Here is a 17707-nt window from a genome sequence, read left to right on the forward strand (position 1 = left end):
TAATGAGCCAAAAGTTATTTCCCGTTTTAGCCCGTAGAACCGAAAAATAAATGTGAAATCTATCTTATTTTTTAGATACCGTTGCTTTAAATTTTGGGTGCAGCTTATTAACTAAAGACTCCCATTTTTGAGAATTACCATCTATATTCCATATTTTATTCGGATTTGAAAAAGCTATGGCAACTAGTTCTTCTGTTTCTGTAGCTGTTAACATAGGAAAAATTGAAGCTGTTCCTGTAGAATTGTTTCCTTTTTTCAAATATATTAATTTCAAATTATCATTTGAAGAAGGTAATCTTCCCCCGCTCCCGCGCGAATCTTTTCGCGTGGAATTGTGTTCTTTAGAAAAGGGAAAATATATATTCCCAGTTGTAATCAAATATACTATTTTGTTATATAAAAATCCAGTGATTAAAATGCACTGGATTCGTTGTTTTTATAATTATGTTACATCTTTTTATCACGCGAAAGGATTCGCGCGGGAGCGGGTAAATCAAGTGTTGCTAAAACATCTGAAAGATATTTTATATATATACCTGTTCCTTCTGCATCTCTTCCTTTAATTTCTTTTCCTAAAAACGTTTTTATAGACGCTTTTCCTTGTGCATCAAAATCAATCCAAAGTGCAATTTGCTTACCAGGTAAATCATTAACGTAAGTAGCTATTTCAGTCTTTTTTTGTTCGGGTGTTTTAGTGTCTGTCAAATAAATTTTGCATACCAACTTACTAGAAGTATTTATAGTTTGCAATTCAGAAAAAACTTTTTGCTTTTCAGCATCTGAAATTACCTTAGTATAATCAAACAAATGATTTTCTGAAGTATTTACTGGTTTATTATCTGGTGAATACGCTTGATTTGCTTTTTTTCCAAGATTATTTACATAATTAGCATAACCAGAGCCAGTACCATTTTCTACACCGTCACTATCACAATTACTACATCCAACATATCCCCAATAAGTACCTCTTTTTTCATCTTTTTGTCGGAAGTTAGCAGTAGTAGCATATTTGTCAATAAACGCACTTAATTTTTCAGCCTGTTTAGAGTCTAGTACTTTTTGTAATTCCTCATTGTAAAGGGTTCTTAAATACTTATTGCGCCCTATAGCTTTGTCATTATCAAAAAACAAATATATTCTACTGCCATTTTTTGGCTTTTTATTTCTTGTTGGAAAAGTATCTTTTGGGTTTCTATTCTGAAAAAAATGTCGTGCCAAACGAAGTGACCATTGAAGACAAAGCCACATTAGAACAACTAAAACTCATAAACGAACTGGATAGCGAAGAAAAAGGGATTCTCCTTAAACTGATTGAAACTTTTGTGTCAAAAAAGAGATTTAAAGATTATTTACAGAACAATATCGCTACGCTTTAAAAAAAAATTGCCTGAACCTTATTAGGTGTATTTAAAACTAAAAAGCGTTTGAAAGTTTTACCTCTCAAACGCTTTGATTGGGGTTATGTAAAGTTAAATTCTATCACAATAAACACCTAACAATAAAGTATCCCTAAAATTTGCTCTCCATACAAAAGAGCCAATATCTCGGTAAGGGTCTTTTGAATATTGGGGAAAGAAAAAATAATCATATTCAAACTTGTCATTAAGGTTTATGTTTTTACATAATCCTTTAAAATCAATACCAGAAAGATTAAATTCGATATCCTCATAGAAATTTTTATCGTAACTCTTTTTGTTAATTGTTTTGAAAAGAATTTTTAAAACCTCTTTAGCGTCTTCAATACGTTCAATAAATAATGAGTTATTGTTTTTCATCGATTCGATAAATTTTTCAACTTCTAGCCAATCTAACGGATTAGTAAAATTTGATAAGTCAATTTCCAAATCAATAGATTGTCCCTCAATAAAATCGGGACTTTCTATAATACGCCACATATTTATCCTTTCATCATAAAAAAACTCGTATTCAATACCTTTTATATTAAGTTTTTTCTTTTCCATACTATTGATTTCCTATCATTTTAACACCGTCAATAATTTGAAAGCAATGTGGACAACGGCACATATTTCCAAATGATGGACGACCTTTAACTAAAACGTGTACTTTATTCAAATCTTGAATCGAATTAAATTTTCCAGCTTGTTTAAGTTGTTTTATTACTTCATTTGTTGCTAAAACCTCTGCATGTGTACCTGCTAAACCAGCATTTTGTATTTTTTCAAGTGGAACATTTGAATAAAGTTTTTGATAAAGACTTCCTCCTTTGTCGAAGTCATTTTTAATCATTGTTAAATAGTCTAAATGTTGTTTCAATTCAGGTTCTAATAAATTAACATTGAAGTTTTTATCATTATATTTCAAAACTACATTACCGCCTAATTCAGGGGAATACGCACCCGCGACTGCAACTTGATTATTTGTTGGTGGCGGTGCATTTTCGATAGCATTTAAAATTTTGGTTTCTGTTGGGTCTGCTTTTGTAACAATTGCATTCTTTGTATCGTCCCAAACTTTATGACCTACATTGGGATATGTTTTATTCTTGATGAAATTGCCATTAGCTTTCCAATAATTAACCAATGAAGTATTTCCGTTCATTGCTCTTAAAGCATCATCACTCGCTCCTGCAAACTCATCTAAGAATTTAGCTTTTGCAACATCATCAAGAAGATTGATTTCAGTTTTTAATGCTGTTAACCCAAGATTATCAAGCTTTGAGAATAAACTCCCCGCCCCCTGTACCTCCCGCAACCAAAGCTGACCATTTTTTATTTTAATCAGCTCATATGCTTTAGAACCATTTTCTGTTACTTTTGCAAACTTAGCTTCAACAGAAACAACATCTTCAGTTTTACCAGTATAAAACTTAAGATCGTTAAGTTGAACATTACCATTGGATTCTTCAAGAACTTTAGCAATTTCTGTTTCGTAAGAATTTGTTTTTGTTATTAGTCTTCCATTTTTAACAACAAAACTTACATCTGAATTTACCTCAGTTACAAAGTTACGAATTTTAATTTCTAAATAAGCTGATAATAAATAGGCATACATTCTATTTTTAACACCAGAGTTGGCAGCTTTGTAAAATTGGATATTCTTTAAGACTGATTTTATCCCGCTACCAAGTTTTACCAATTGACTTGGAGATGTTTTTAAGTTTTCCCAAATCTTGTTTTTATTAACAAATAAATATTTTCCTCCATTATATAGCTGTTTCGTTAAAATCCCAGCTCCTACTACACTCCCATAAAGTGTATATAAATCATCCCATTCTTTATAAAAAGCCTTATCTTGTTCAGATCCATTAGCCAATTTTTCTTCGTTCAACTGAAAACCTATATCTACCGCACCAACGACACCATCAACAATTACAATAGGCCCAGGCTCTGCTGTTAAAACTGAAGCTGCAACTGCCGCTGCATCCAATACTAACCTTACATTTCTAATGTTTTCTACAGTATTTTGCCTGTTAAGTAACCAATAGTACCAATAAGCGGGGACTATGGCTTCGTCTTCTTTTTTGATGCTCTCATCACTTCCTAATTTTGAGAATCTATAATCATTTATAAAACGAACTCTCACAAAATCATATGGACTACCTTCGTAATACATTCTGTAATGGCTAAGTCCATTGTATGGTTGTGAGTAGCTAGTATTGCAACTTAGAGTTAAATTTCCTGCTGATTTATCTGCTCTTGCATTGAATGTAACTGACTGTCCATCATAATAAAAACTTTCATTATTAGCTAAATATAAAAATCTTGTACTTTTATTAGGATTAGGAGTTTCATTTGTTTTTGGAAAACTATTAAGTTCGGAAGGGACTTGATACGTATTCAAAATGAGAGAACTAATTACATAAGCAAATCGTTCACTATTACTTCCATTAATTTCATCTTCTAATTCCCATAACATTTTATAGTTAAACTGTTTTAAATAATCTAAAAACTTACTTACATCTTCATTTGGTAAAGTTTCTATTAAATCTATAAGTAGCGATTCTTTATCTGTAGTAATTGTCCAAGTACTGTATTTTTCGATTATTTTTTTTCGAAGCTCAAAAGGAATATTCCTTAATAAACATGTACGGCCTTTTGCTTTTCCTAAATCAAAAAAATTAACTATATCACTTATATCTTGATTTTCTAAAGTATCATACTCTGAACTTTTTATTTTATTTATAGAATAATAATTTTTAATTATTCTTAAAAAAGCAGCATAAAAGGCTTGAGTTTTATTTTTTACTTCCCAATCAGCCTTATAACTTCCATCTTCAAATCGAGGAGTAATAACTCTTGTATGATTAATGTTAGGGTTGTAATTTTGTTCTCTAATAACTGTTAAAGAAGCCGTTAAACTAGATTGGGTATCATTTTCAGCATCTTGTAAACAATTTAATAAGCCTTTTGAATCATTAATATAATAGGCAGCTTTAAATAAATTTAATGCATCAGCCCCACAAACATTCCCTTTTTTTGAATATTTGTCTAGAAAAAACAATTGTTCTTCTGAAAAATCTTTATCAAATTTTGCATAAATTTCGACAGCTTGTGATTCGTTATTTATGTAATCAGACAGAGATAGTTCTGACAATTCTTCTCCTGCTCCTCTATTTTTCTCAAGAATTGTTTTTGGGTGTTTGTCAAAATAATCTGTTGGAAATATTTTAAATATAGGTTCATTATTCTTAAAACAAGTTATTCCTATTAAGATATTTTTTGGTTTACTTTTAGAAGTTATATTTTCTTCATAATAACTATTATTTGCATTATCTGCTTTGTCATAATAAGCATACCCTTGAAATTGGTTAGTATTTACTGTTTTTGAAGCTGAATAATTTTTACCGTCAATTGTAAACCCAATTAAAGTTCCTAAAGGAAAGAAATTTTTACTGATATTCCATTTATCTTCAGATGTTACAAAACTAATATCTGTTATATTCCCTTTTAAAGTTATTGGAATTCCTGCTACTGATAAAAAAGTTATTGAACCATCATTGTTTCTGAATTTTTTAAGTTGTTCTAAATTCGTAACTGTCGCTTGCTCCCCCTCACTATCCCCCTGAAACCCATAATATTTCAGCGCAGGATTATTAATCTGTGCCCAATCAAGATGTCCTAACTCCGTACCAGAGCCATAATCCATTAAGAAAGGGGTTTTCCCTTTGTCAGTGGCATTAGCAAAAGGATGCTGTAAAGCAAAAACTCCATGGGCTAACTCGTGTGCTGCTGTTTTGAGCCCCCCAACCCCCGAAGGGGGAGTAAAAATGTAACCAAATTGTCCACCTAACGCCATAAAACCTTCTATACCTTTATCACTTGGTAGGTTAGAGTAAATCAGGTAATACGTTTTAGGATCATAATCAGGTAGCGCTTTTATTTTAGCGTTTATGCTTTTTTCCTCATCGGTATAATAATCAAAAACGCCACTTTCGCTAGTGGTTATTTTATTATCGCCACCACCGTCATAAGGCAAGACTGGTGCCGTTTTAATGTTAAGCGTTACACCTGCCTTGGTGTACACTTCCTGCAATTGTGTGATAGCCGAGCTCGGAATACTATTACTCGAATTTAAGGGGATAAGGGTAACATTAATCGGTTTTTCGCTAATATGTGTCAAGCGAAAAGCATTAATTATTTTATATTCCCCCCCTTGTTTAATGACCGCCTGAACTTCTTCTTCGGCATAGGTTTTAGTCCCTTTTAATGTAAGTAGGTAACCATCAGATGTTTTTTCTTTATCTATCAGTACCCCATGCTGGGTTTTAAAAATAATACTATCCTGTACTATTTTATGATCTGAAATGACAATTTTAGCTTTTAGCACATCACGCTGACCGTTTACAACAGCCTTGTAAGACAGATAGTCACTACCCACTTTAGCATATTTCTCTTTAATATAACTAGGGGCGGTAGTAGGAGCGGTATCCCAAGCATATTTTGTATTACTGATAGGTTCAAAACGCACACTAACCCCTTGAGCAGTAAACTGCGATGCTTGTCCATTTGAAGCGACTCCATCAGTATTTTGCGCAGTTGTAGCCCCCCCCGGAGCTGGCACAAATGGTCCTGTTGCGTTACCTTGACTATCTACGTTATATATTTGTCCGTTTCCGCCTGTAATCACCGTATTACTCCCGCCAGGTATGGTTATTTGTTCTCCATTGGCTCCGCCTACAATAATATCGCCATTAGGGTTGGTGGTGATCGTAGTAATTACAAACGGCACAGTTTGAGTCACAATTTGTCCATTATTCCCGCCACTCAAATCCTCTACATCACTAATATTAGGCGCTTCAGGATTATACGTGGTTTCCACCACACCTTTTATCAATTGGTAATTGGTATTAACGGTAATGTTGTTAAACGCAACGGCTATTTTAGTATCGGCAAGATAAGGTACTATAATATAACCTTTGCCAGTGTATGGATTATTACCTGTCAATTCCAATATTTTTACAGGAAAATCACCCGCTGTAAACGTTTCTGAAACGATAAGGTTAGTTATAGGGGTTTGATTGGCTATAGCAATAGTAGGATTCAATCCGCAGGTAAAACTCGTAGTAGCAGTACCTGTAGCAGGCATGCTAAACTGGTTAATCCCCGAGTAGGTAAACGTGGCGGTATTGCCCAAAACGGCTGGCTCGCAACTGCCTCCCACACGAAATTCATAGCTCACACCCGCTTCTAAATCTGAAAGTGTGGTCTGGGTGTTCATGGTGTACACCTCAAACCATTCGGCTCCCGTTACATTCGACTTGCGGTATTGCACATGGTATTTAGTGTGACTTTTATCGCCTAACCAACTAATGCGAACACTACGGGCACTTACAGCCTCGCTTAATATAAAAGTAGGAGCAGGACAATGACTGGCATACGTAAAATGGTAAATCTCACTATAACCATCGTTTTTAAACACATTATTAAGCGACAATCCCGACGTTGACATAGCACGCACCCGCCACGCATAGCGTTTGCCTGGTAATAAGTTGGGTTTACTTATGTCATACAACAAGGCCGTACTACGAAATTCTTCCTCATATAGTATGGGACTGGTTAAAAAACCTATTTGCGGGTCTATAGTAGGGTCGAGTATCTCTTTCAGTTCAAACTGATACGAGACATTGGTAGCATTTATTTGTCGAGGGGTCCAAGTAAATAAAATATTCGGGAAATCGCTTACCGCAATACTTTCATTTCGAGAGGGCGTATTAAGCAGTGGAGGATCATTGAGCATCAAATACAATTGCGCACAACTTTTTTGCGAAATTTTCTGATTAGTTAAAAAATCATATAACTCAAAACAAATAGTATACAAGCCCTCGGGCAACGCATTAGCATATTGCGAAGGACTCATGCCTTCTAGGTTTTCCAATCGGAATAAGGGTGCTAATTCAAGATTAGTCAACGTTAATAATTCCCCACCGTTTATGTATATCGGGTTCATGCCTACCACCACCTCCGAACTCTGCGCTTGAATCCCGTTGCCTTGCACATACATTTTAAGTCGCACCTGACGATTGTTTATCCCAATATCAGTGGTATTAACCAATAAGCGCATTCTAACATCCATACTGTTAGCATAGTCCGACAATCGACTGCTATAAGGCACATGAAACACCGGAGTCATCTGTACCGGATACACCTGCGCCATACCCAACAATGAGGTGAAAAGAAGGAGTGATGCGATAATTTTTTGAACTATTTTCCCCATATTTTTATATTTACTTAACCAAGTGTTTTATACTGTATAGTGCAATTTGTATTCTAAATTCTAACCACGAAGAACTCAAATAAGTCACAAAGCACACGAAATTTTCTATCATCTATTTTCTAAAATTCTAAATTCTAAACTCTAAACTCTAAATTCTAAACTCTAAATTCTAAACTCTAAATTCTAAACTCTAAATTCTAAACTCTAAATTCTAAACTCTAAAACCTAACCTGATTTTCATTTTTAAATTTATAAGTATACTCTGTTGTTTTTTTATTACCTGGCAAACGATATTTTAAAGCCACCTCATAAAATCCAAAACGCATAAAAGTATATTCTTTACTTAAAAACTGATACGCTAAACTCGTTGACGTAATCGTACCATTCACATAATCATTGACCACCTGATCTCTTAAATCCATCCAATCGGATTTATAAAGCAAAGGTAAATTATACTTAAATGGAAAATTTGATTTTAACCATTGCGTATTCGTGTCATTCTCTAAACTTGTCAGATAATAAGTACTTATTGGCAAAGCTTTTGCCGGAGGCAATCCTAGCTCATTCGTGTCACGATTTCGAAGGGTGTAACTGCCTGCTAAAGGGTAGGCTTTATACAAATAAGGAGCCATATCCGTAGTGTAATAGGTGTCATTTAACTTAGAAGTTGCCGTTAATAAAGGGGTTGTTTCACTGTACATAGTCCCTTGTAAGTCGGTTAAATCATAAGCTTCTTGGCTATTCAAAGTATTACTCAAATAAATTACATCGGAATAAATCATACCAAAATTATAGTTTTGAGTAGGGGAATGCTCCATTTTTTGTGTAAAAGTTTTGTATTTACTGGTTCCAAAACCATAACTTAAACGTTCAATTTCTCCTTCTTTAGATTGCGATTGTGCTTGGTTTTGAGTAATACTAATGTCATTATCACCTTCCGTTATGCTAGTCGTACTTGTACTAGCTGAGGTAGTGGCGACTGCACCTTTTAAACCACTAATAATAGCAAAACTATATTTTTTATCTTGCTCTATATTAGGTAATGCATAGGAAACCTCATTAGCATTTGTGTCATAGTTAAAAGCCGTAGTCAAACTTTTACCAGAAGGAATGACTTTCATTTTTACTTGAGTTTCCCAACTAGGATCTTCAAATAAATAATCCTGTCCTCGTTTTAGTTTAATATACCCTTTATCATATTCTTCTTCAAAAAAGTATTTTTGATCGACCACAGGATAAGAATATAAGATATTAGTTAACGGAATATAATTAGGTGCACCTCCCGTAGTAAATTCACGTTCTTCTAGTTCTTTAGCCACTTGACCATTTTGCATAACGGTCCTAAAAATTCCATTCTCAAGTTTTTGAAAACTTACTTCAACTTGAACTTTCAAAGGCTTATTAGGAGGTAATATATCAGTTGATATAAAATTGGCTCTATCTTTCATACTAGTCCATTCTATAGTACCAGCAACTTCCTTAGTGCCATCTAAAACCTTAAATTTTTCTAAAATAATTTTATAAGTCTGATCACCATCATCTTCAGGTATCACTATAGGCTCATTAACTTTCATCGCGAAAGTGGCTTGTGGTATAGTGAATACATCGGCTTTTTCTGTCCCTTTTTTAGGACTTACGTCGGTTATTAATTTAATTCCTCCTAAAGGACTTGCATTTTCAAAGATACATTCCTCTCCTATGGTTAGTTTAAATCGGAAACGTCCTTTTATCAACCCTCCTAAAATATTCATATATCCTCCTACATAGCCACGCATCCAGAACGGATTAGGTAATTTAGCCTGTAATAACACCGCAGCCCCCCCTGAAACAATAGGAATCTTCATATTAATAAATAATAGTTTTACTCGAATTCCTAATTCTCCTTGCAAATAAGCATAGGATTGCCCGTTGGCATACCATCCGTTAATCCCTACTTGATCACCTGTATTTGAGCATCGGGCTTCTCCGTAATCTTTCAGCATAATATCAAATCCTATACCTGCTTGAAAACGTGCATAAAACAGCAAGAAACTCAAATCGCCTGTATCAAAATCCAAACTCGCTCCAAAAGCGAAACCACCTCCATTAGCCAACGCATTTTCATCACGCATATAATTGAGTGATTGGGCATCTACTCCTAATATTTGCGCTACTATATCGGGCGGTGGTGGGCTACCTGGTAGTTCAGTTCCTGCCATAAAATAACTGGTAGTTTTTAGACTAATTCCAGCAACACCCATCTTCACCCCACAACGATCGTCAGGAGTACCAATGTAAATATACCAATCTTGAGGGTCTTTATGAAAAACAGCCCAACCCGCACGACCTCCAGCTCCTACACCTGATATAAAATTACCTGGCGTATTGATATAAACATCAAAAGTCCCATGCATCGATTTATTTTGAAAATCAAATTCGATGGCAGCTTCTACATTAATCCCTACTTTGTCTGATATTTCGCCAGGAATAGAGGTTTTGGCTTTGGGTAAAAATTTACTTGCAAAGGAACCGTTTAAACTAGATTCTGATACCCCCATAAAACTACTCATAGCAGCTGGACTCGATGCTACTTTATTCATCAAACCTGAAACACTTTTCAAACCTGGAATTTTAGCCATGATACCCCCTTTTCCAAATATGGCCAAAGTATTAATTCCACCACTGGTATTAAAGGCTATTTCAAATCCTGCTTCACCATCAAAAACTTCCTCTTTACCTATATGAAAATATATTAAGGCTTTCAAACCTAGTCCTCTTGTTTCATCTGGAATATAACTCAATCCAGAAGGGGAAAACTCTGTAGGTGAAATGCCTTCTTTACGACGCATTTTATAATAGGCTCCTCCTCCAAAACCATTAATCATAAAAGGGGATGGGACTGCGGGCCATTTGGCAGAAGCATCAAAATACCAATACTTAAAGGTGGTTTTTCCAAATATGGCTTTAGCTTTAACTTTTACAACACTGACTACTTCTACATCTAAATCAGCGCTAAACCCATCACCATACGTGGGGTCGTTTTCCATCAGGATAAGCTGACCATTCATCTTAAACCCGCTAAAATCAGCCTTAATGTTGATGGCGGATAAATCTAAACCATCATATTTCCACTTCTGACGGAAGTTTTCTTCGTGTAATTTGGCTTTTATACCAATACGCGCTGTAGCTCCTGCTCCTATGCTCTCCATCAAATTCAGCCCCAAATCAAAATCCAAACGTGCTGAGGATTGTTGCATACTAACTCCTATATTGCCAATAGTGACGGGAAAATTACCAAAACTTACGGTACCTGCATATCCCATATACTGTACAGATATCACTGGACTTACCGTTTGTAATTGCAAATTTTGAAAGGTGATGCCTTTAAAATCAACTGTTTTTTTTCCACTGCTGGTATCATCAGTATCCGATTTACTGGAACCTATTGATAGGCTACCGTGTAAATTTGCTTTTGGAAGAAAAGTACCGTTTGCTAATTTTAGAACAACGGAACTATTGGGTAATAAAGTCGCTTTGGCTTTCCATAAATCAAAACTTAAAGTATCTTTTGAGATTACCGTTAGTTGTTGCTCTTCTTTCGATATAAAACCTTTGTAGAGTAGCGCTTTCTTATTTACAGTATTTGAATTTGTGTTAGAAGCTGTAGTATTAGTAGATGGTTTTTGTTTGGTTATCGGCAACAAAATTTGTCCATTCAAATTAGCTTTTACAAAATGATTAGCCGCTATGGTCACATCTATATGGTCTAAAGAATAGGCCCATGATTTCTGATCACTTGTGATTCCTTTTTCTAAGGGAAAAATATTGTCTCCATAAAATGTTCCGGAAACCCCAAATTTATCTATAATCAATTTTGAGGCACCTAAATGGATACGCTCTTTGGTTTGTTGTGTATCTGTAGTTTTAAACTCTTTAGGCAAGCCCACATCAAAAGTTTCTACATACACCCCTCGCCAAGCATTGGCGGTAGGCATTAATAAACCGTTCTTCTGATAATAATCAGGAAATTGTACCGTAGGATGATTTTGCAAATCACTTAAATCCAATACCGCATTACTGACTAAAAATTGAAAATTCCCATCATAATTACTGCCATTTCGCTTTTCTTTTAGAACAAAGGGTTGCAAGGATACATTGACTAAAATATCATTAAAATTACTCCCCATGATAGAGAACTCACCTTTTACTCTATTAGGCACTTGTTTGGTTACACCATTATAATAGGTTTTAGGAACAGTTGTTCTAGCTTCGTTTACAACGCCATTTTCTAAAGGCAAAATCAAATCTCTTGAAAATTCAACAGCTCCTGAAATTTTCATCTCTTTAAAACCATCACAGTCTATAGTAACATAAGTAAGCTCACTATTTACTGCTCCTGTTTTCATATCAAAACCGCCATAGAGCGAGAGTTGCCATTGGTTATTATTAAAAGGAATATCAATATTTCCTAACAATACTAATTTCGCTTCGCCTATAATTCCGCCTTGATGTGAAAGCTTTATATTATCTGCTCCAAAAAACAATTGCACTGGGGTACCATCGGCTTTGGTTTGTGGTAAATCCACACGACAAAAAACGGTTAGCATGGTATATTCAGGCGTAAAAGTAGCCTTTGTAACTCCTACTGAATATTGTACATTACTTACGGTTTTTCTAATCCCTATAGGTAATTCAACTAATTCTTGATTTGCAAAACTATTTACCCATCGGTCTGTTTTTTCAATCTTAGCAAAACTGGCCTCCGCCATACCCTTAGTATTAGGACTTTGTTGGGCGTAAGCAACAAACATAAAAAAATAGAGTAGCCAGCTGAAAATACTTTGTTTGTTTTTCATGTGGTATAGGTTGAAGTTGTTTTTAGTTTTCAATTGCTAATCGTTTAAAAATTATAACCGTAATTAAAATTAACCGTCAATTCATTCAAATTTTGTTGTGAGCTATTTTTAAACATTTGAATAGCCCCCAATGAAAATATATGCTTTTTAAAAGCAGTATAGTTAGTCATAAGTTTCAATCCTAACACAGAATTATGTTGTGAACCTGTTATATTGGAGTTGTATAGCAGTCCTAAATTACTATTCATTTTATCTTTCATTAATTTTTTAGAAAGACTTATAGCACCTCCTTGTGCATGACTACTCATGGAACTAACAGTATTTGAGGTGTAATTTAAAGAGGTATTCAATGCCATTTTAATCGGTACAAATTGTAAGGTATGAGTCAAATTGTAATTTTGTACTTGACTGGTTTGCCCTTTTCTAATAATCCCCCCTTGTTCATTAGCTTGTCCTGAAATGTTGTAATTGAAATTTAAATTATGGTTCTTTTTCTTACCAAAAGTATAATTCATACCTAAAGTAGCATTTTGAGAAAGTTGTCTAAAATTTAAAGTGTCAGCGGGAGTTAAGTTAGGATTATTGATATAATCAAATTGACTCAAATTTCTATTCGTATACGTTGTAAAATTAGAATAACTCCCTGTAAAGTTAAGTTTACTGTTAGCTTGAAAACTTGCATTTAAAGAACCAACTAATCGTTTGGTGTTTTGTTTTTTCTGCCCAGCTAAGTCATCTCTTTGAAAACCTATAGAACTGTTCATTTGCAATTTTTCGCTCAAAAATGCGCGCGATAAATTCATACTTATATTTTCTAAATCATTACTAAAAAATAAAGCACCTAAAGTTTTATAATTTGGATCTACACGCTCGTATGCTATCCCTAATTTTGTCTTCTGGATAGTATAATTTATGTTTGCTTTTACTGCTTTTAATACAGAGGTGTTTTCACGTATCGATAGCTTAGTTGAAATAAAATCGGATTCATTTAAAATTTTGGAACGCAAGTCTTCACTTAGCAAGGATACTGCATATTCAATTGTAAAATCTAAATTTTGAACCAAAGACGAAGAAAAATTTAAACTGCTTACTAAATTCTCTTTTGGGCTAACCTGCTTACTATCAAAATTTTCATGGATTGAGTTAAGATTGTCTTTTGCATAAAAACCTATCCATTCTAGACGGTATTTAGATTGGGTATAGCCTATTTTCATTCCATATCCCATACGTTGGAAAACGGGTACTTTAGTTGCACTTTCATTACTTTCAATAGCTTTGACTAATTGTCCACCCATCATCGCAAACTTAAAGCTTCCTTTGGGACTCAATTCTAACCCGCCTCCTCGAAAAGGATGCCCACTTAAAGTATATGGGGAAAAATTCATACTCACATCACCAATATAGGCTTTTACCCACTTATACTTAGGCATTAAACTCAATCTGTTAAAATTAAATGGTACAGTATAGCCCAAATTATTACCTTGATTAGTCAGGGTATAAGATAGGGGCATACTAAATGAAAATGCAGAAACACTCATGTTTCCAGATAACAAATAGGTGAATGGCAAACGGTTATTACTCCCATTTGTTGCAAAAAAAACACTGTTGGCATTTATTCCTCCAGTCACTTTGAAATTTATTTTCTTAAAATTTTCTATATCAACTTCCTGTCCTTTTCCAGTAGTAATACCTAACAAAAAAATAACAAGAAAAAAACAGTAATTTTTCATGTATTTTATTGTTTCTGTACTTTGATATCACAAACTATATAAGAGTTTGTACCGTTAGTAATCATATTTTTTATTTTAATTGCTCCTTTTCTACCGTCTTTTGTTTTAAATAATACAATTCTAGGCAACTGCTTTCCAAACCCTTGAGCACCTGATAGGTTGCTTGTTATTAATAACGGTTGTAATGGACTATCGTTTTGCATGGCATTAAACTGTGATTCACTAAAATTTAATCCACAATTACATAATTCTTGAGAATTGATAAAAATGGTTTGTTGTGCATTGCTTAACGCTAAAAAACCATAGTTTTGAACCTGATGAGGGGAAATAAAAGCATTTGAATTGAAAGTACTATTTAATCCTTGAAAAGCAATATCTATTAAGCCACTATTCTGTACATTAACCTCATTTGAACTATAGGTCTGCTGTGTGATAGTAGAGAAAAAAGCACCATAACTATTGTTTTGATGAGCTGAATTAATACCTAATTTGACGTCATTGAAAATATATAAATTAGTATTAGGGTATATGGTAATGTTTTTCGTTGTACTTTGATTTGTTTTACCATTACTTGCATTTAAGCTAATGGAATAAGTGCCAGGTGTATTAAATGTAATAGTAGGATTATTTAGATTCTGATTATTAATTTGTCCGCCATTTGCCTGCCATATATAATGCGTTGCACTAATACTGCTATTATTCATTTTCAAAGTAACAGGCGCCTGATAATCTATATCTGCCACTGCTACATCCCATGAAAAATCACTAACCAATAAAGGAGCAACCTCAACTTGACCATCTATAGTTTGATTTTCAAATCCGTTAGTTATTGTTAAGCTAATTTTATGCTTACCTGGTGTAGTGAAAATGACATGCGGTGGGTGTTGCCCTGAAAAAGTAACAGGATTACCGCCTTCAAATTGCCAATTGTAAGTTATACCTTGTCCTGTAGTCAAATTTGAAATTTGAACTTCAACAGGTGAAAAATTATCTTGTATAACACCATAGGTAAATTTAGCATTTAAGGCGTCTTTTATTACTATTGTTTTTTCTATAATCTTATTTTCACCATCACTATTAGTAGCTGTCAATTTAATCTTATAAGTCCCAGGCTGATTATATAAAATTTCCCCTGGCTTAGCAACCGTTGATGTGGCTGGATTTCCTCCTTCAAATTCCCATTGAAATGTTTCTGCTCCTTGTAGCTTATTATCTATACGAATCAAAACAGGCACCGATTCATCAGCATTGACAAATTGAGTGGTAAAATCACCTTCTATTGGAATAAAAGATTCTTGGTAGCAGGAGATAAAAGTTATTAATAGTAATATATATATATAAGATCGCATCAGGAAGATCGTTTTATTGAATGAAGAATTTTAAGATATGATCTTTTGAAAACGTCCATACTGCACCATTTTTATAGGAGATATTTTTTAATTCTTGTGTATGGGTGTAATCTAATTGCCATGAAACACCGCCATTAGTTGTTTTGAATATTTTATTTGAACTTATAGCCCAACCAACTTTTTTATCTTTGAATGTCATATGAAAAAATGGCATATCGGTATATATTAAACTCCAAGAATCACCTCCGTTCGAAGTAGAATAAATTTTTGATGTTAACCTATTTTGATTTGCATTAATATTGTGTTCATATGAATGGAAAAAACCTTGAGTTTCATTTAAAAAAATAATATCACTTGGTACATAATCAATATCGTTATGAAAAGAATATTCTTTCCACCCTTCCGTAGTATTATTTTTAAAAAGTAAAAACGGAAAATACTTGTCAGTCCAATTCACTCTTATTTTGTTTCGTCCTCCTGCCCAAATATGATTATTACTTAATTTTTCATTTACAGGGTAATAAAAAAGATTGATTTGTAAATTTTTATTATTAGACGCTTCATAAACTTGATTAAAATTGATACCATCATTGGTAGTAAAAACAACTCCTTGTGAGGTGATTGCAGTGGCATTGTTTAAGGTGTCATCAACATAGAGTGTATTGAGAAAGCCAAGATGGTTTAGCATTTGAATATTAGTAAAATCATTAATTTTTCGAATATTAATCCCGTTGTAATTGAAACCAAAACCTGGTTTTGAAGACATATGAAAAGCACTTAAATTTGCCCAATTTTCATCAATTTTTTTCCATGTCAAACCACCATCATTTGTGTATATTAATAAACCACCTGTACCAGACGGAATGGTAAGATACATTTCTGTAGCACTTAACTGTTGAATTTTATTAATTTTAAGTTCTATTGAACCACCCAAACTTTTATTTAGAATTGTCCATTTATTGTAATTGATGCTGGGTAAAATACCAATATTACCATAATATTCATTAGTAACTGATTTATGGACAACTTTGTTTGTAATGGCTAAATTTAATTCAGGTATTGGATTAGACGTAACAGGCAAAATACATTTTATTTCACTTAGGGATGTACTGATTATTTTGGCAGATACATCATCAAATTTAAGCGTAATTTTAGATAAATCTGTAGTAAAATGTTCTCCATAAATAATAACTTCTTGCCCTGAATGTCCATAGTTTATAGAATATGATTTTATTGTAGCACTTATGTATTGTTCATAATCTTTTGGTGACTCTTCTTCTTGTCTTGAACAACTTAAAAATAGCAATCCAATTACTAAAGTATATAATGTTTTCATTGTAAAAGTTTATTTATTAAAAATGGATATTTGACCTTTATTCTTTTTCAAAATCTATATTGGAAAAGAAAGTATGATTATTAGAATAACGAAAATTCACCAATAGATAAAAACTGCCGAACTCTTAATAAAAAAATAAGTCAATTGCCTTTTATATTTTTTTCGCTGTATTTATTGCAAACGAAAAATTGAATTTTAAAAAAGATCACTTTAGTTAATAAAAACTGTCTGAAAAATTGAAAAAAAACTTTATTAAATCTCTCTACAATGTCAGAAATAAAAAAGTTCCCCCCTTTTCAGACAGCCTAAAGTAATTATTTTTTGATGTAGTATTCTACCGTTTTGTCTAAAACACCGTCATTGTTTTTATCAGAATCTGTATAGCTAAGTTCTAATTCCGTAGAAGAAATCTTTTCAACATTTATAGTTACAGTTTTATTGGGTCTAATAACAGTTAGCTTCTTTGTCCCATTATCATATTCATATGAACTAATTGTTGAAGATGATTCTTTTACACAACTTTCTACTTGATTTACAATTTGAGTGTAATAAGATTCACTAGTCACTTTTTTTTCCATTGTAAATTCAACAAACCCATTTCTTTCGCATGCAGAGGTAACTTTTTCTGATATTTTAGAACCATCTTTACCAGAAGTAACTATTGCATTTTGCTTTTGCCATTTACCCACAATCGAAACTTGAGGTGTTGTTTGAGTAGCTTCTTCATTTTTGCTACAAGATACTAAGGCAATTCCTGCCAGCATAAAAATTCTTTTTTTCATT

At 33.4% G+C, this 17707-nt stretch carries 9 protein-coding genes; all 9 read right to left on the bottom strand.

The features are described from left to right. Positions 1-64: 64 nt before the first annotated feature. A complete protein-coding gene (locus ACQY29_RS13020; protein ID WP_428225613.1) occupies positions 65-274 on the bottom strand; it encodes a hypothetical protein in 210 nt (69 codons plus the stop codon). A 173-nt stretch (positions 275-447) separates the two neighbouring features. After that, entirely contained in the window at positions 448-1218 is a 771-nt protein-coding gene (locus tag ACQY29_RS13025) for a hypothetical protein (protein WP_428225614.1), read from the bottom strand. A 251-nt stretch (positions 1219-1469) separates the two neighbouring features. Beyond that, positions 1470-1961 carry a hypothetical protein gene (locus ACQY29_RS13030; protein WP_428225615.1) on the bottom strand — a complete coding sequence of 164 codons (492 nt, stop codon included), beginning with the start codon at positions 1959-1961 and terminating at the stop codon, positions 1470-1472. A gap of 1 nt (position 1962) precedes the next feature. Continuing rightward, a complete protein-coding gene (locus ACQY29_RS13035; RefSeq protein ID WP_428225616.1) occupies positions 1963-7674 on the bottom strand; it encodes a fibronectin type III domain-containing protein in 5712 nt (1903 codons plus the stop codon). 218 nt (positions 7675-7892) lie between these two features. Continuing rightward, on the bottom strand, positions 7893-12509 hold the full coding sequence (locus tag ACQY29_RS13040; protein WP_428225617.1) for a hypothetical protein: 4617 nt from the start codon (positions 12507-12509) through the stop codon (positions 7893-7895). 44 nt (positions 12510-12553) lie between these two features. Beyond that, positions 12554-14239 (bottom strand): hypothetical protein, encoded by a 1686-nt coding sequence (locus ACQY29_RS13045; RefSeq protein WP_428225618.1) that lies wholly within the window; start codon positions 14237-14239, stop codon positions 12554-12556. Between the two features lie 5 nt (positions 14240-14244). After that, positions 14245-15588 (bottom strand): PKD domain-containing protein, encoded by a 1344-nt coding sequence (locus tag ACQY29_RS13050; RefSeq protein ID WP_428225619.1) that lies wholly within the window; start codon positions 15586-15588, stop codon positions 14245-14247. Positions 15589-15601: 13 nt separating this feature from the next. Continuing rightward, a complete protein-coding gene (locus ACQY29_RS13055; protein ID WP_428225620.1) occupies positions 15602-16924 on the bottom strand; it encodes an IPT/TIG domain-containing protein in 1323 nt (440 codons plus the stop codon). A 314-nt stretch (positions 16925-17238) separates the two neighbouring features. Further along, a complete protein-coding gene (locus ACQY29_RS13060) occupies positions 17239-17706 on the bottom strand; it encodes a hypothetical protein (RefSeq protein WP_428225621.1) in 468 nt (155 codons plus the stop codon). Position 17707: the final 1 nt, after the last annotated feature.

Origin of the sequence: Flavobacterium sp. (assembly GCF_965262375.1) — a bacterium.
In the GTDB taxonomy this organism is placed as follows: Bacteria; Bacteroidota; Bacteroidia; order Flavobacteriales; family Flavobacteriaceae; genus Flavobacterium.